The sequence below is a fragment of the Flavobacterium sp. genome, from assembly GCF_035760125.1.
Classification (GTDB): domain Bacteria; phylum Bacteroidota; class Bacteroidia; order Flavobacteriales; family Flavobacteriaceae; genus Flavobacterium.
The window spans coordinates 1-17,486 of record NZ_DASTTN010000525.1 but is presented as its reverse complement, the minus strand read 5'-3'; the positions used below and the strand labels follow the sequence as shown (position 1 = coordinate 17,486).

The 17,486-nt window shown below is 35.2% G+C and carries 10 protein-coding genes and 1 pseudogene; all 11 read right to left on the bottom strand.

Features of this window, described 5'->3' with window-relative positions:
• Positions 1 to 333: 333 nt before the first annotated feature.
• Complete coding sequence (galE, locus tag VFS71_RS18745) at positions 334 to 1,368, bottom strand: UDP-glucose 4-epimerase GalE (protein ID WP_326403169.1); 1,035 nt, start codon at positions 1,366 to 1,368, stop codon at positions 334 to 336.
• Between the two features lies 1 nt (position 1,369).
• A complete protein-coding gene (locus VFS71_RS18740) occupies positions 1,370 to 2,419 on the bottom strand; it encodes a UDP-glucose--hexose-1-phosphate uridylyltransferase (RefSeq protein WP_326403168.1) in 1,050 nt (349 codons plus the stop codon).
• Position 2,420: 1 nt separating this feature from the next.
• Complete coding sequence (galK, locus tag VFS71_RS18735) at positions 2,421 to 3,590, bottom strand: galactokinase (protein WP_326403167.1); 1,170 nt, start codon at positions 3,588 to 3,590, stop codon at positions 2,421 to 2,423.
• A gap of 120 nt (positions 3,591 to 3,710) precedes the next feature.
• On the bottom strand, positions 3,711 to 6,137 hold the full coding sequence (locus VFS71_RS18730; protein ID WP_326403165.1) for a DUF4982 domain-containing protein: 2,427 nt from the start codon (positions 6,135 to 6,137) through the stop codon (positions 3,711 to 3,713).
• Positions 6,138 to 6,195: 58 nt separating this feature from the next.
• Positions 6,196 to 7,230 (bottom strand): glycoside hydrolase family 53 protein, encoded by a 1,035-nt coding sequence (locus tag VFS71_RS18725; protein WP_326403164.1) that lies wholly within the window; start codon positions 7,228 to 7,230, stop codon positions 6,196 to 6,198.
• Positions 7,231 to 7,236: 6 nt separating this feature from the next.
• Positions 7,237 to 8,334: a glycoside hydrolase family 53 protein gene (locus VFS71_RS18720; RefSeq protein WP_326403162.1), complete on the bottom strand. Its 1,098-nt coding sequence runs from the start codon at positions 8,332 to 8,334 to the stop codon at positions 7,237 to 7,239.
• A gap of 13 nt (positions 8,335 to 8,347) precedes the next feature.
• Positions 8,348 to 9,400 (bottom strand): aldose epimerase family protein, encoded by a 1,053-nt coding sequence (locus tag VFS71_RS18715; RefSeq protein WP_326403160.1) that lies wholly within the window; start codon positions 9,398 to 9,400, stop codon positions 8,348 to 8,350.
• Between the two features lie 152 nt (positions 9,401 to 9,552).
• Complete coding sequence (locus VFS71_RS18710; protein ID WP_326403158.1) at positions 9,553 to 11,772, bottom strand: alpha-galactosidase; 2,220 nt, start codon at positions 11,770 to 11,772, stop codon at positions 9,553 to 9,555.
• Positions 11,773 to 11,862: 90 nt separating this feature from the next.
• Positions 11,863 to 14,997, bottom strand: coding sequence for a glycoside hydrolase family 2 TIM barrel-domain containing protein (locus VFS71_RS18705; RefSeq protein ID WP_326403157.1), 3,135 nt, complete (start codon positions 14,995 to 14,997; stop codon positions 11,863 to 11,865).
• A 260-nt stretch (positions 14,998 to 15,257) separates the two neighbouring features.
• Complete coding sequence (locus VFS71_RS18700; RefSeq protein ID WP_326403156.1) at positions 15,258 to 16,775, bottom strand: RagB/SusD family nutrient uptake outer membrane protein; 1,518 nt, start codon at positions 16,773 to 16,775, stop codon at positions 15,258 to 15,260.
• A 10-nt stretch (positions 16,776 to 16,785) separates the two neighbouring features.
• Positions 16,786 to 17,486: pseudogene (locus VFS71_RS18695) on the bottom strand (SusC/RagA family TonB-linked outer membrane protein); the annotation flags it as partial.

Sequence of the window (17,486 nt, the reverse complement as noted above, 5' to 3'; positions counted from 1 at the left end):
GCAAAAGCAAGGTTCTGGCTCATGAGTAAATAGTTGTTTTAAAAAATTAATAAAATGTGGTTATTCTTTTGTACTTATATTTTGTAATCTGTAATCTACTGCTTTTTGGTATTAAAATACTTTCTTTTTAGAAAAAATTTTACATTTCAACAATGTAATCAACTGCAAAATATCATATGTATTTTAATTCCATTCTTTTTTTATGAATTATTGAAGCCAAATGTAAAATAAAAATATTTATTTTTAATACTTATAAATGTGTTTTTTACATTTATTTTTAATTTAGCACAAAACAACGCAAAACAGTACGATTAACCTGTTTAATTATAATTATTACGATGCAAATTCGGGACTGGTTCGAATCTTTTGTTCCCATTTCCAAGCACTGTCCATGGCTTCTTCCAGTGTCGAAACAGTTTTCCAACCCAAAACAGTATTCGCTTTATCGGTATTGGCGTAGGCCTCAGTCACATCACCTTCTCTTCTTTCCACAATTTTGTATGGCAATTTTTGACCACTTACTTTTTCAAAAGCGGCAATCACTTCCAATACGGAACTTCCTGTTCCTGTTCCCAGATTGAAAATCTCTAATGGCTCCAAATTCTTTTTATTCAATAACCTTTGCAATGCAATTACGTGCGCTTTCGCTAAATCGACTACGTGAATATAGTCGCGAACACAAGTTCCATCGACTGTTGGATAATCATTCCCGTAAACTGATAATTCGGCACGCAAACCCATTCCTGCTTGAGTGATAAATGGAACTAAGTTTTGAGGAACTCCGATAGGCAATTCCCCAATTTCTCCAGAAGGATGTGCACCGATAGGATTGAAATAACGAAGTAAAATAGCATTTATACCACTTACCTTAACTACATCAGAAATAATCTCCTCGCCTATCTGTTTTGTATTCCCGTAAGGAGACAAAGCTGGCTGAATCGGAGTTGTTTCGGCAATAGGCATCACTTCGGCTTGACCGTAAACTGTACAAGATGAGCTAAAGATAAAATGTGCTTCTTTCTTTTTCTCTAATTCCTGCAAAATATAAACTAAAGCTCCCAAGTTGTTTTCATAATACAACAATGGATTTTTAACGCTTTCGCCAACAGCTTTGGAGGCTGCAAAATGAATTACTCCCGCAACATCATTATGCTCCATAAAGAAATTTTGAACAGCCATTTTTTCTCTCAAATCGATTGCAGAAAAAATCGGTTTTTTACCAGTAATGCGTTCAATACCGTCTAAAACTTCAATAGAAGAATTCGACAAATTATCTATAACGACTACTTCAAAACCTTGATTTTGCAATTCGACAACAGTATGGGATCCTATGAAACCCAAACCACCTGTAACTACTATCTTACTCATTTTATTTGTTTTTATAATGCACCTCTGGTAACGCTTTCAATACTGCAGCACTTTTTTCTGGAGTAATATCTCTTTGTGCCTCTCCCATCATTTCGTAACCTACCATAAATTTCTTCACAGAAGCCGAACGCAACAACGGTGGATAAAAATGCATGTGAAATTGCCATTCTGGGTGTGATTCCCCATCCGTCGGCGCCTGATGAATTCCAGAAGAATACGGAAAAGACGTTTCAAAAAGATTATCGTATTTTATCGTTAATGCCTTTAAAATTGAAGCATAAGCCGAAACTTCTTCTGAAGTGAACTCCGTTATTTTTGTAATATGTCTTTTGCTTATAACCATCGTTTCAAATGGCCAAATTGCCCAAAAAGGAACCAATGCCACGAAATGTTCATTCTCAATTACGATACGTTCCTTTAGTTTTAATTCTTCTTTCAAGTAATCCAGTAAAAGATTGCTCTGATTTTTCTCGAAATAATCTTTCAAACTATTTTGTGTTTTCTCTACTTGTGTTGGCAAAGAAGATTGCGCCCATATTTGCCCGTGAGGATGCGGATTACTACAACCCATTACGCTTCCTTTGTTTTCAAAAATCTGAACGTGGTTGATGTAATCTACACTTCCTAATTCAGTGTATTCCTTTTGCCAAGTTCTAATAATAGTCTCAATTGATGGAAGATCCATTTCCGGCAAAGTCAAATCATGTCTTGGCGAAAAACAAACCACTCTGGCAATACCGCGTTCCGGTTTTGCTTTGAAGAAAGTTGGTTTTGTTTCTTCTTCAAATGCAATCGGTTCTTGTTTAACAGCCGCAAAATCATTCTCAAAAACAAAACTCGATTCATACTTCGGATTATTTTCACCATTGGCACGAACGTTCCCTGGACACAAATAACAAGTTGCATCATATTCCGGAAGCGCATCCGTATGAATTTTTTCGTTCTGTCCTTGCCAAGGCCTTTTCGCCCTGTGCGGAGACACCAAAACCCATTCGTTAATTAATGGATTGAAGCGTCTGTGCGGATCTTCATAAATATCAAACTTTTTCATATTAATTCATATTATGTAATGATGTACCGTTTCCGATTTTCACATCATAAATTTTCAATTCTATATCAAAAGCCTCTTTATACAACTTAGTAAGTTTTGATTTAATAGCTTCTTCTTCTCCTTTTTTAATCAAATTGATGGTGCAACCACCAAAACCGCCTCCCATTAATCGTGACCCTATTACTGCTTTCTCTTCTTTTAGAGTATCAACAATAAAATCCAACTCATCACAACTTACCAAATACTCTTTGGACAAACCTTCGTGTGTATCAAAAAGTAATTTCCCTAGCGCTTCGATGTCTCCTTTATCCAAAGCTTCGCAGGCAAGTGCAACACGATGAATTTCTTTAACAACATAATGACATCTTACAAATACATTAGGAGTCATTTTATCTTTTAATTGTAGCACATGGCTTTCGGTACAATCCCTGAAGCTGGTAATCTCCGGAAAGTTACTTTTTATAATCGAAAGACCTTCTTCGCACTCTTCTCTTCTGGTATTGTAAGCCGAAGAAAACAGAGAATGCTTTACATTACTATCAAATAAAATAAGGGAATAATCATTGAAATCAGCGTTGTGGTATTCGTATTCCAATGTTTTGCAATCAATTTTTATGACTTTATTTTCTAAACCCATAACACTCGAAAACTGGTCCATAATCCCGCAATTGATTCCAACCCAGTGTTCTGCTTTTTGCCCCATTAGAGCAATATCCACTTTAGGAATTGACAGATTATAAAGTTCTTTTATTCCGAAAATCGTACCACACTCTAAAGCTGCCGATGAAGACAATCCCGAACCAACAGGAATGTTACTGCTAAAAACACAATTGAAACCATCGAATGAAAAGCCTTTATCCTGCAATTGCTTGATTACACCTAAAATATAATTACTCCAAACCACTTTGCTCAATGAAATAGTTTGAGTCAAATCAACTTCAAATTCTTCATTCAAGTCTATGGCAACAATTTTGGATTTCTTTGAATTGTTTTTTGCGAAAGCGAAACAAATGATTTTGTCGATCGCAGCAGGCAAAACATAGCCATCATTATAATCGATATGTTCTCCAATGATGTTAATTCTTCCCGGGGAAAGCACTATTTTTTCAGGAGCGTTACCAAAAGTTTCCTGAAAAAAAGCCGTCGTTTTTTTTATTAATAAATCGTTCATTATTTTGAAATTGTTAAAATATTAGATTTTAAAATTGTACTGGAAGCCTGAACAACAATTTTCTTTTTTAGATCTTTTGCTTTAAAAAGTATGGTTGCAATACCCGCTTCAGCTTTTTATTTATTTCGTAGATACCAAGGTCAATTTACCACTCTTGAGCCCAGCACCATTTACTTCAAGTTTTATATCACCAGTAGCTGTTGTCGATTTTACAAGCACTACTAATTTTCCGCTAAAAAGTTTCATGGTATCTTTATGAAATATTTCGAGTGAAGTAGCATCGCCATTGCAGGCAGCCCTGTAAGTACCCGCTCCTGTAACCTTAAATTTTAACTGATTAGTCGCCGTAGGACAAAGAATTCCATTTTTATCAACTACAGATACTGTTACAAAGGAAATATCCTCGCCATTGGCTGTGATTGTTTTCCTGTCTGCGTCTAAAACAATTTGATAAGGTTTACCGGCAGTATGTACTTCTTCTTCGGCAACAGCTTTACCATTGTCATCAAAAGCCACAACTTTTACCGTTCCCGGTTCATATTTTACATCCATCCACATCAGACGATAGCGATTCTGAGGTGTGTTTTTATTTTTTTTCTGAACTCCCATACTTTTTCCATTAACAAAAAGTTCGGCGCTGTTGTAACTCGTATATACAAAAACAGGGGTTGTCTCTCCTTCACGGCCTTCCCAGTTCCAGTGCGGGAGGATGTGAAGCGTTGATTCCTTTGTATTCCAACGGCTTCGGTATAAATAATAACGATCTTTAGGTAAACCGGCTAAATCGTTAATTCCGAAATAAGAACTTCGGGACGGCCAGCTTTCGTCATAAGGTGTAGGTTCTCCTAAATAATCAAAACCAGTCCAAACAAATTCGCCAATTACCCAAGGTTTATCATCTTGAAGCACAAAATCTTCATCAGGCACATTCGACCAGCTGCATGCTTCCAAATCATAAGATGAAGACTGAAAATCAGGATACTGTTTCATTTTCTCTTGAACCACAGGGAATTTATAAATCCCTCTAGAGCTAACCGTTGAAGCTGTTTCTGAACCTAAAATAAACCCTTGCGGAAATTTATTAAATGCCTCATCATATAAATGCACGCGATAATTCAATCCCGGAATATCCAGTAGAGCTCCAAAACCAGATTCCATAGTCGCTTTTACCTGATCCATACCAACCGTTACTGGACGTGTTGGGTCTTCTCTATGAAAAATTTCCTGCAACCACTTGGCTCGTTTTACACCAGCTTCTCCCCATTGATCTGGCACTTCATTTCCAGAACTCCACATCACAATAGAAGGATGATTTCTTGTTGCCTGCACTAAACTAACAATGTCTTTTTCGGCATATTCATCAAAAAAACGGTGATAACCATTTTCTACTTTTGGCTTTGCCCATTCATCAAAACTCTCCGCTAGAAACATAAAACCCATTTCATCTGCCAACTCAAGCTGCTCGAAAGAGGGCATATTGTGCGAACTGCGTATCGCATTACAGCCCATGTCTTTTAATATCTTCATTTGCCTGCGCAGTGCGGCTTTATTTACTGCAGCTCCGAGGGGACCAAGATCGTGGTGAAGACAAACCCCTTTAAATTTGGTTATCTTTCCATTAAGGCTAAAACCTTTATTGGCCTCATATTTTATTTCACGAATTCCAAAACGTGTTGAAATTTCATCTTTCAACTCTTTTCCAACATACAATTGGGAAACCGCTTTATACAAATAAGGGGTTTCGGGACTCCATAATTTTGGCTTTTCTACTTTTATATTTTGATCGAACTCATTTCCGAATCGAATAGTCGATTCTTCTGAATTTAATTTGTGCCCGTCAGCATCAAAAATAGTGGTGACTAAACGAGTATTTTCTCCAGAAGCTTTAGTCTTAATATTAACTTTAGCAACTTCTTCACTTATAAAAGGTGTCGTTACAAACTGCCCCCATTGGTCAATGCTTTCGTTATTTTTCACAATAACACTTACTTTTCGATATAAACCGGCACCAGGATACCAACGTGAAGCAAATTCTTTATTGCTTAGCTTTACTGATAATGTGTTTTGTCCTTCTTGAATGAATTGGGAAACATCAAAATAAAAGTAGCTATAGCCATATGCCCATTCTCCAACTTTTGTTCCGTTTAAATACACTTGAGATTCGCTCATTGCACCTTCAAAAAGCAAGAGTATTTTTTTTCCTTTTGACCCTTTAGGCAATGTAAATTTATTGCGATACCACGCTGTTCCAATATGAGGTAAAGCACCTGTTCGCCCAGTTTTTTCGGTAGCCACTTTTTCTCCGTTTTGAACAATGGCAACCTTCTGAATGTCTACATTTTTATCAAAAGGCCCGTAAATTGCCCAATCATGTGGAACAGTTACAGATTCCCATTTTGAATCATTAAAATTTACTTTATACGCCTCTTCATAATCACCTTTTTGAAATTTCCAATTGGTATCTAGCACTTTAACCTCTCTTGTTTGGGACAAAGCCATTTGTGTAAATGCTAAAAATATAACGAGAATACTTATCAGTTTCTTCATTTTTAAACCTTTATAAATTATTTAATATCGATGCGCTTTTTAAGCTGAATAGTCAAACCTATTCTTTAAAAGCATCCAGTGCCATTGAAGGTTTTCCATCTGATCTCCAAGCACTCAATTCATATTTACTCCATGATTTAGCACCTTCAGGCTCCCAATAAATTACACCAAGTCCTTTATTATTTGGTACTGCTTTTACTGCTTTTATAACAGCTACTAACATGTCGTGCGTGTTTTGCTCTTGAGTATCAATTCCACCAACCTCAACAACCATCACTTCTTTGTCGTATCTAGCCGCCATATCATTTAGATTATTAGCTAAATCGGCAATATTTTCTTTATAATCAGTTTTAATCCAAAAAGGGTAATATGACAATCCAATCACATCATACTTCACATTATTTGCTTTTGCATTATCAAAAAACCATCTGAACTTTTTACTGTTATTTCCTTCGTCTAAGTGAACAATAACTTTGATATTCTTATCTACAGCTTTGGTCGCATCATAACCTTTATTGAGTAATTGTGCCAATTGATTGAAGTTGTCTGTACTTCCTTCTGGCCAAAGCATACCACCAGGAATTTCATTGCCAACCTGTACCCATTCTGGTGTAATCCCTACTGATTTCAAAGCTTCCAAAACATCGGTTGTGTGAAAATAAACATCATTCAATAATTCTGAGAAAGTATGATTTTTCCATTCCAAAGGTTTATTTTGTTTGCCAGGATCTGCCCAAGAATCACTATAATGAAAGTCAATCATGATTCGCATTCCCATTTTTTGTGCACGGATTGCCATTGCTACCGTTTCTTCCTTACTACAATGACCAGTTGACGGATCATTCGAAGGATTTACCCAAACACGAAGTCTAATGGTATTCATTCCTCGGTCTTTCAACAATTGCAAGCAATCTTTTTTAGTTCCGTCGGCATCATAAAATTTATATCCGGTAGCTTCCATTTGTGGCAACCAACCCACATCGGCTCCTTTGGCGAAAGCATCTTCTTTGGGTTGTTGGATTGTTTTATTGGTAGTACAATATGTAAAAACCAATACTAAAAGAATTATTAATGAACTATATATTTTTTTCATCTTCTTCTAATTTAAACTGAAAACTTGCAAAACTGGTAAGGCCTTATTATCAAAATCATAAAGCGCTTGGTTTTCGAAAGTAGAACCATTCTTGGCTTCATCTCCTTTGAATGAAATCCATTCCCCTCCCCAATATGAAAATCCAATTCCGCTTTGAGAGGTTTTTAAAAGACTTTTTATTGCCAACATATAACTTTTTTGTCCATCAGGAGTTGCAGTATAACTAGAAACCAGTTGTTCTTCTTTACCTACAATGTTATTCGTCCAATCATTCCAGTTTAATGTGAATGGATAAGCAGTCTCCGCAATAACAACTTTTTTACTGAACTTACTTCCCAAAGCATCAATCGTGCTTTTTACAACAGCCAAATCTTTACCATGCCAAACTGGATAATAGGAAAGACCTATATAATCGTAATCTACACTTTTAACTTTGGTAAAAAACCAATTGGTGTCTGATGCGCTTACACCTGCATAATGAATCATTATTTTTGTTTTTGGCGCTTTACTTCTAATGGTAGCACTGGCAGTCGACAACAAAGCAATGCATTGCGCCTCTTGATTAATCAAATGTCCTTGAGGCCAAAGCAAACCACTATTTATTTCATTACCAATTTGGATAATATCAGGATTAATCTCTGTTATGATTGTAGATGTGTAAGTGGCGACAGCCGTTTTCAAATCGGCAAAAGACAAGTCCTTCCATTCGGCTGGAGTAGTCTGGGTCCCTGGATCTGCCCAAGTATCAGAATAATGAACGGTAAGCCAAACTTTTAAACCTGCTTGTTTAACACGTGTGGCAAGTGCTTTTACCTCAGTTAATCCAGAATGTCCGCCCGCTGGATTTTTCCATAAACGGATTCGGATTGTGTTGCAACCAGCATTTTTCAAAGTGGTAAGCATATCTTCGGTCTTACCATTATTGGTAAAAACAACTCCAGCGCTTTCGATCTCAGGAAGAAATGAAATATCCGCAGCTCGGATAAAGTCATCAGCTACAACCGGAGGATCTACTACAGGTGTATCTGGAGAATCGCTGCTGGAACAGGCAAATTGAATAGCCAGCAGAGCGAAAAGTGAGAGTATAATTAGGGCTTTCTTCATTGTGATTCTATTTTTAGAATGATTGGAACTTATAACTAGTGTTATGAGAGTATTTCTCCCCTTTTTTTAAAATAGCACTAGGAAAATGTTCGTGATTAGGCGCATCCGGAAAGTTTTGTGTTTCAAAACAAATTCCACTTAATGGATGATAATCAGCATTTTCTTTTCCTTTCACCGTATTAAAACAATTTCCTCCAACATAGATGTGAACTCCAGGCTGATCGGTATACACTGTCATTTTTAAATTATTGTTTTTATTAAAAAGTGAAGCCGCAAATTCATCCTTTTTGTCCAAAACAAAAGTGTTGTCTATTTTGGAAGGACATTTTTTTGGCGTAAAAAAATCAAAGTCGGTATTTTCTATTTCCAAAAACCTACCAGTTGGAATATTTTCATTGGTAGTTTCCAACATTCGGTGAGTGTTTACTATTAATTCCTGATTTACCACACTAGATGAATGACCGTCCAAATTAAAATAACTGTGATGGGTCAAATTCACCACGGTATCCGCTGTAGTTTTTGCGTTATATTGAATAATCAGTTCGTTTTTTTCTGATAGTGTATAAGTAAGTTCAACAGTCAATTTTCCTGGATAATTCTCTTCCCCAGCTGGGCTGGAATACGTCAGGGTTATTGCTGATTTTCTGCCTGAATGTACTTTTTTGACTGTCCAATTTTTTTGACTAAATCCAATGAAGCCACCATGTAAGGAATTATCATTGTTATTTTTATTCAGAACAACCTTTTGCCCATTCAAATTAAAAGCGCTGTTGTGAATTCTACCAGCATATCTTCCTACGGTAGCTCCCAAATAAGGAGGACTTACCAAATTAAATGACTGTATATAAGAGTCTAAAGTATCAAAACCCAAAACAACATCAACAGTGTCTCCATTTTTCAAAGGCATTTTCAATTCGGTCATTGTTGCCCCATAAGTGATTACCTTAAACTTCATTCCATTTTTGTTGGATAATTCGTAAGAGTATATCTCCTCTCCATCTGGCATTAAGCCAAACAATTCCTTTACAGAAGTGGTTTTAATTTGTGAATTGCGTTTTATTTCCATTGTTTTATTATGAAATTTGAAATTCAAATGTAGAATAAAATCTAAATTATACATACCAGTACCTACCAGTTTTTGATTTTAAAAAGAAACCTCGAATGCTTATCATTCGAGGTTTCTTTTAAGACGTGTACCCGTTTATTTTTTTCACAGCGTTATTTCACTTCTGTTATTTCGAGTACCACACTAGTTCTCATTAAATTTACATTCGGATTAATACCAACCTTCATAAGAAAATCACCAGAAAAAACATTTTCAGAAGGTATCGTCGAACTAGTTCCTGGATATAGATTCAATTCTTTTATTGCATATTTTTTATTTGGATCTAATCCTTTCAAAACTACCGGAAGTGGCGTTGCTGTTAACATAAATCGATTATTAACCAAATAATTAAAAACAACTGCTTTGCCTTTGTCTTTATCAACATACATTAATGCCGAAATATCATTTTCATGAGGATTCACTAAACGATACAAATCACCATGCCAAACAACATCTTTGAATGAATTATAATTTTTTATTGCTTCTTTGCAAAACAATTTATCCTTATCATTTAAATGACTCACCACAATATCAAATCCCAGCTTACCCATGCTTGCAACATCGACTCTGAATTTTAAAGGTTGTTTTCCCCAGTCGGTCACATGATTATCCGTTGTAATAGAAGGAAAGAAATAAGAATAATCCCATTGCATAAATATTCTTTCAATAGGCTCGGTATCATCACTTGGCCAGAATTCCGTAAAGTATTTTAACATTTCATAATCACCACGCCCTCCTCCACCAGAGCATAACATCATAGGAGCTTTAGGATATTTAGCACGGATTCTCTCTAGTACTTTATACAAACCTCTTATATAATCAACATATAAATTAGATTGTGGAATACCTTTTTTATTAAGGTAGGCTGAGTATGCATTGTAAATCACGGCATTACAATCCCATTTTATAAATGCCAATTCAGGATTTTTTACAAAAAGGTCATCTACAATTCCAAACACAAAATCCTGTACTTCCGGATTTGACAAATCAAGAACTAATTGGTTTCTATAATACACTTCTGGTCTTTCCGGTTGTCGAATTACCCAGTCTAAATGCTTTTCATATAACTCGCTTTTAGGATTTACCATTTCAGGTTCAATCCAAATTCCAAATTTAATTCCTTCTTTTTTGGCTTCTTTCACTAAATAGCCTAACCCATGAGGTAATTTCTTTGCATTCTCTTTCCAGTCACCAAGACCCGCTTTATCATCATTTCTAGGATATTTATTTCCAAACCATCCATCATCTAATAAGAACATATCAACCCCAATATCTTTAGTATCTTTGAACAAATCGGCAATTTTATTTTCATCAAAATCAAAATATGTAGCTTCCCAATTATTTAACAATGTAAGGCGTTGTCCTTCCCCATCTAAGACTCTATATTTTCTTGCCCAGTCATGAAGATTTCTACTGGCCTCGCCAGTACCATTATTAGATAAAGCATATATTAGAGAGGGTGTTTTAAAAACTTGGTTCGCAGGCAAAAGATATTCAGAAGCATATGGATTAACCCCTGCAATAAGACGAAGATTTTTTGACGAATCAATTTCAAAATCTAATTTAAAATTACTGCTCCAAGCCAATTGCCCTAGCATAACTGTCCCATCAGTATCTGAAGCAGGTTTTCCAAAAGATAAAATAAAATTAGGATTTTGAAGCAACATCGCTCTTGTTCCCAGTTTAGAATCAACCGTTCTAATTCCTTGCAAAAGTTTTGACTCAATAGGCTGCATTTCTTTTAAATACTGCCCTTGAAAACTGGTCAAATAAAAATCCTTATTGGTGAAATATAAATTGGCTGAAGCAAATTTCTGCAACAGAACCGGCTTCTTTTCATTATGTTTTATTTCCGACCATTGTTCGATTACATTCTCTTTTGCCCAAATTTTATAAAACAAAGTCACCTCAAATGGATAAACTGGATCTTTTAAAACGATACTTGTAATAGAAGAATTAGCGTCAACTTTTTCTGTTTTATGACTTACATATTTAAGTTCCAAAGATGGATTCCCATCTGCATGTTTTACTTGAATAGCTGGCTCCGAAAGATTCCAAGTTCCTGCCGGAGTATAGGCTCCATTGTAAATTCCTGCATTTTCATCTTTGAAATTATAAGCTCCAGAAACCGCTAGATATTCACTAGCATTTGCCAGAGGCTTCCCAAAATAGACTGTCATCAAACGATTATTATTATCTGTTTGCAACAAGATCATATTGCTATTGGTTGCGATAGGTATTGTAACTTTTTGCGCCCATAAACTGATGACACCAAACATAAAAAACAATGTAAACACCCGTTTTTTATTTAAACTGAATTCTATTCTTTTCATAATAATTAATTTTAACGTCATCCTTTCTTTCAGCCCAATTTATTTCACTCCTATTTATAATTTCTAAAATAGGAGTGAAATTTTATTTTTTTATTTTTTTTTAGGTTTGATAACAAACCCATAACTGTATTCTTTATTTTTCAATTGATATTGTTCGTGTGGCAAAGCTCCCCAACTATTATCTCCGCCCACACCTCTTTGCGCTAAATCGACACACACTACAACTTCATGACGTGGTGTAATATCATTAATATGACGGTATTTTTTTGTCAAACCTGGATCAAAATCTTCAGGGTAATTATGCAGAGCACTTACTCCTAACGGCTGTAAACCTTCGATTTCAATTCCATTCCCTGAATTATTAGTAAGTGTCAACCAACGAACATCTGTTTTATATCCATTTTCTTGAGGACGCGTGTAAGGAACATATTGATCTGCAACTTTACTTTGATAAATTCCCTTCAAAGAAGAGGTATTTCTATCTTGATAGTTTTCCCAAGGTCCTCTTCCGTAGTAACTAAAATTATCCAACTCTTTTTTGAGAGAGAACAGCATACCAAAACGAGGCATTTCTGCCAATGGATTATTTCCTGCTTTGAAAAAATTTTGAACGGTCAAACTTCCATCCGAATTCATCGAGTACGTAATAGTACATGTAGACGCTACGTCTTTTAAGAAAAGGGTTGCCACAACAGTTGTTTTACCTGATTCTTCTTTAACCTCAATAGCATTCAAACTGCTAAATCTTCCCACCGATCTCCACACATTACTGGTTACTTGCATATAATTTCCAAAATCGTTATCCGTTGGAGCACGCCAAAAATTAGGAACCGGTAACTTATTGAAAAAACGTTCTCCGTTTGATATGTAATCTTGAATCAGACCTGTGTTTTTGTTTATTGTCACTTCAACACCAGACGCACTAAGTGTAATACCATCTTTAGTTTCTTTAACAGCAGGTTTTGACCCTTTATCTACTGCTTTAACAAAATATTTACTCTCACTAATTGAAAATTGTTCTCTAGCCACTTCAAAATTTTGAGGCAAAACTTCGGTCCCTTCAACAGTATAGGCATAAATATTCAAAAGATATTCAACTCCATCTTTTGATTGTAATTTTGGCAATTCAATTTGAATTTGCTTCTTGGATTGCGGTGCAAGATTTATATCAACAGTACCTCTCTTAATAACCAATCCATTTTCTAAAATCTCATATTTAAATAGGTATTTATCAAGATTTGTATAAGCAAATCCATTTTCTACCTGAATAAGTCCATTATTCAAATCAACCCCTGAAAATAATATATCCTGATACACCTTTTTTACTTCAAAAGCACCCGGATGAGGCGTGCGATCTGGCCAAACTAATCCATTGTGACAAAAATTTTCGTCATTCGTATAATTTTGACTTCCCATATCACCACCATAAGCCCAATATTTACGTCCTACCTCATCAGTCATTTCAAATCCTTGATCTACCCAATCCCAGATAAACCCTCCTTGCATATTTTTACTACTATGGATAATGTCCCAATATTCTTGAAAATTACCACTACTGTTACCCATAGCATGTGCATATTCACACATGATATATGGGCGCTTTACGTCTTTACGTTTAGCATATTCTTTCATGTATTCCATACTTGGATACATTGGGCAAACCACATCTGTATTATCTTCTTCTCCAGCTTGTTCAAATTGAACCAGTCTTGTTTTGTCTCTCTTTTTGATCCAATTATAAGCCTCTTGAAAAACAGGTCCATTTCCACATTCATTCCCCAAAGACCAAAGAATAACAGATGGTTGATTTTTATCGCGTTCCACTAAGCTATAAATACGATCCATGTGAGCAGCTTTCCACTCAGGCAGATACGCAGGGTGTTTTGTTTTGTCAAAGGAACCTTGCAATTCAGCTCCCATGCCATGAGTTTCGATATTAGCTTCATCTACGAGAAACAAACCATATTTATTACATAGTTTTACCCACATTAAATTATTTGGATAATGGCTACAACGCACCGAATTAATATTAAGCTGTTTCATTAACTTAATGTCTTTCATCATGGTTTCTTTATCCTGATAATGTCCAGTTTTAGGATTATGCTCATGAATATTGACACCGTGAACCATAATTCTAACACCATTAACCAATAATTGTCCATTTTTCAATTCTACTTTTCGGAAGCCGATTTGCGTAGAAAGCGTTTCAATAAATTTTCCTTCCTCATCCCTTAGTGTAAGTAATAAAGTATAAAGATTTGGCGTTTCATTACTCCATAATTTAGGCGATGAAACATTTTGTGTGAATGTGGTTGATTCTGTTGAATTAGCCCCTAAATTTATTTTTATTGCTTTTTTGAAAATTTCATTTCCATTTGCATCTACTAATTTAGCTTCAACGGTTTGATTGTTTTTTGCAACCGCATTCATGTTTTTGAGTTTAACATCAACAGACAGGCTTCCGTTTTTATAGGAATCGTCAAGATCCGGACGTGCAAAGAAATCTGCAATACGGGTATTAGCCGTACTATAAAGATAAACATCACGGTCAATTCCTGACAAGCGCCAAAAATCTTGATCTTCTAAATAAGAACCGTCACTCCAGCGATATACCTCAACCGCCACTTGATTTTTACCTTCTTTTACATATTTAGTTATATCAAATTCAGTTGGACTTTTTGTATTTTCACTATACCCTACTTTTTCTCCATTTACCCAAATATACATCGCCGAAGTTCCTGCTTCAAAATGAAGGTAAACACGACGTCCGCTCCAGTTTTCTGGCAACTCGAAAGCACGTCGGTAAGACCCCACTGGATTATCCGCATGATCAATAAACGGTGGATTTTTGACAAATGGATAGATAATATTAGTATAAATAGGAATCCCATATCCACCTAATTCCCAGTTTGATGGCACAGTAATTTCTTTCCAATTGGTCGTATTAAAATCTGTTTTAAAGAAATCAATTGGGCGTTCAGCTGGTGTTGGTGACCAATTAAATTTCCACTTTCCGTCTAATGTTAGAAACCAAGGAGAACGTGTGTAATCATCCGCAATAGCAGATGACTCATCAGCATAAGGCAAAAAAGCTGCTCTTGCGGGTTCTCTATTAATCTGAAATACTGCTGGATTTTCCCAATCATTATTTGCAGTCTTTTCTTGTGCATTGACAATCAATGATGAGAACGCAAAAATATAGACTAAAATTTTATTTTTTTTCATGTAAAATGTATTATGTATAACAAAATTTATTACTAGTAAACCAATTATAAAACCACTATAATTTTGTGTTCTTACAAAAACATTTCGCTAATAATTATGCTTTATGATTAAAACTTACTTCTTCTTTCAATTGATTTATATCCGATAGTAATTCAACTATCAATAAATAATCATAAGAGATGACAAATGACTGACCTACATTAAATCAATCATTTGCCAAACACTTATGAAAAACTAACTATTTAAACAAATAAAACAACTTACCAAGGTGAGTTCTGGGTCATATTCGGATTATTATTCAATTCACTTTGTGGAATTGGATAGTAAGAGAATTTAGGAGTAAAAAGTTGGTATCCGCCTACTTGACTCGCTTTGATTACTGCCTCTAAGGTTCCCCATCTTCTTAAATCGTAGAAATGTAGTCCCTCACGAACAAATTCAACATTTCTTTGATGCATAATCTCAGTCATCATTTGATCTTTAGTCCATCCAACCATTGAAATATCCGCCAATTTCGCTCTATCTCTAATTCTTTTCACCAATGGCGCTGCTCCAGCTACATTTCCTTGCATAGTTTTTGCTTCGGCAAGCATTAATAAAACATCAGCATAACGCATTGCGAATTCATTCAATTCAGATTTCCAATCCCCTTCGTCATTATTCCACCAATTTTGATTTTTTCTAATCCATATAGCATTTGCTCCAAACTTTGATGCAAAATCTGAATTATAGTAAATACAACCAGGATAATTCCAAGCCAAAGTAGCCAAAGCTCTCGGATCAAATGAACCATCAACCGTTTTCTCTTTCGTCATCGCATTTAATAATACTGTTGTAGGCAATAACTCGTTCCATCCACCTACTTCACCAGGTGCGCATTCCTGAGCCATTGTTGTTGCTCTTGTTCTTTCGGCTGGACTTCCTCCCCAAATAGTTGAACCCCCAACTTTGCTAAATTGAATTTCAAAAACAGATTCTTTACTATTTTCATGTTTACCATCAAATAATTCAGCATAATTATCAACAAGACCATATCCATTTGTAGCTTCATTATTTACTAACTTATTAAATTGCTCTTCGGCTTTTGCCCAATCTTTCAGGTACAAATATGTTTTTCCTAGAAAAGCAATTGCTGCATTTTTTGTCACTCTTCCTTTAAGAGTAGAAGGATAGTTCTCTGGCAAAGCACTATTGGCAGCAAACTGAAAGTCAGATATAACTTGACTCCAAACTTCTGCTTCAGTAGATTTTGATTTAAAATAATCTGATTGAGATTCTACTAATGCTGTAGTAATAGGCACAGCCCCAAACTCGTTAACCAAATTAAAATAATTCAATCCTCTTAAGAAGGTAGCTTCAGCTAATAATTGCTCTCTTTTTGTTTCGTCTATGTTTTGAATTTGCGGAGCATAAGTAATCACTTGATTGGCACGGAAAATCCCAATATACAATGCTTTAAATATGTCTCTTGGCACGCCCGTACCGGCATCATTCTTATAATAAGAAACAGCATAACGGTCTGGTACATCATTTCTTGCAACAAAATTTTCTGTTCTATTTTCTTTAAGTTGCATTGCCTGTATTTCCCAATACCCCGCATTATTATTGTCCACAAGAGTATTGTAAACCGTTGCTACTCCAGATTCAAGATCTTCAGAAGATTTCCAAAAAGAAGATGTTGTTTTTTGATTTGGATTTTCTAATTCAAGATTATCATCACATGAACTTAAAAACACAAGTCCTGTCATTAAATATAATATAATTGATTTCTTTTTCATTTTTGTCGATTTAAAAGTTAAGTTGCAAACCAAAAAGTATTGTCTTGCTCAATGGATATGATTTATAATCAATACCTCTTCCTCCCAATGCATCTGCAGACACATCTGGATTATATCCAGAATATTTAGTAAAAGTATAAAGGTTATCTCCTGCAAAATAAATTCTACATTTATCAACAGACACCTGTTTGGTTATGCTGTTTGGTATTGTATACCCAACTTGAATAGTTTTGATTCTAAGATAAGAACCATCTTCAAGAAAACGATCAGAATAATCCGCTCCGTTATTATTTTTGTCATCAATATCTAATCTCGGGAAATTTGAATTTGGATTAAAAGTATATGAATCTAATGTTGCAGCAGAATAGTTAATATTAGATCTTACCGTTTGAAGATCTGTATTGTTTCCATTATAAATCTTATTTCCTTCTACTCCTTGTAAAGCTATTGTACAATCAATTCCTTTCCAATCACCTTGTAATCTCAATCCATATTCAAACTTAGGGAAAGCACTTCCTTTATATTGTCTATCTTCTCCATTAATTTCTCCATCTCCATTATAATCTACATATCTAATATCTCCTACTTGTGCATTTGGTTGAATCAGTGTTCCGTTTTTACTGTGTGCATCAATTTCAGCTTGAGATCTAAACAATCCATCTGTATCAACTAGAAAAAATGAATAAATTGGGTAACCAACTTTACTGTATG

What these genes read in the sequence shown, in the direction of transcription:
- galE (WP_326403169.1), bottom strand. Translation starts at nt 1,368, where the DNA reads ATGAGTAAGATAGTAGTTACAGGTGGTTTGGGTTTCATAGGATCCCAT.
- VFS71_RS18740 (WP_326403168.1), bottom strand. Translation starts at nt 2,419, where the DNA reads ATGAAAAAGTTTGATATTTATGAAGATCCGCACAGACGCTTCAATCCA.
- galK (WP_326403167.1), bottom strand. Translation starts at nt 3,590, where the DNA reads ATGAACGATTTATTAATAAAAAAAACGACGGCTTTTTTTCAGGAAACT.
- VFS71_RS18730 (WP_326403165.1), bottom strand. Translation starts at nt 6,137, where the DNA reads ATGAAGAAACTGATAAGTATTCTCGTTATATTTTTAGCATTTACACAA.
- VFS71_RS18725 (WP_326403164.1), bottom strand. Translation starts at nt 7,230, where the DNA reads ATGAAAAAAATATATAGTTCATTAATAATTCTTTTAGTATTGGTTTTT.
- VFS71_RS18720 (WP_326403162.1), bottom strand. Translation starts at nt 8,334, where the DNA reads ATGAAGAAAGCCCTAATTATACTCTCACTTTTCGCTCTGCTGGCTATT.
- VFS71_RS18715 (WP_326403160.1), bottom strand. Translation starts at nt 9,400, where the DNA reads ATGGAAATAAAACGCAATTCACAAATTAAAACCACTTCTGTAAAGGAA.
- VFS71_RS18710 (WP_326403158.1), bottom strand. Translation starts at nt 11,772, where the DNA reads ATGAAAAGAATAGAATTCAGTTTAAATAAAAAACGGGTGTTTACATTG.
- VFS71_RS18705 (WP_326403157.1), bottom strand. Translation starts at nt 14,997, where the DNA reads ATGAAAAAAAATAAAATTTTAGTCTATATTTTTGCGTTCTCATCATTG.
- VFS71_RS18700 (WP_326403156.1), bottom strand. Translation starts at nt 16,775, where the DNA reads ATGAAAAAGAAATCAATTATATTATATTTAATGACAGGACTTGTGTTT.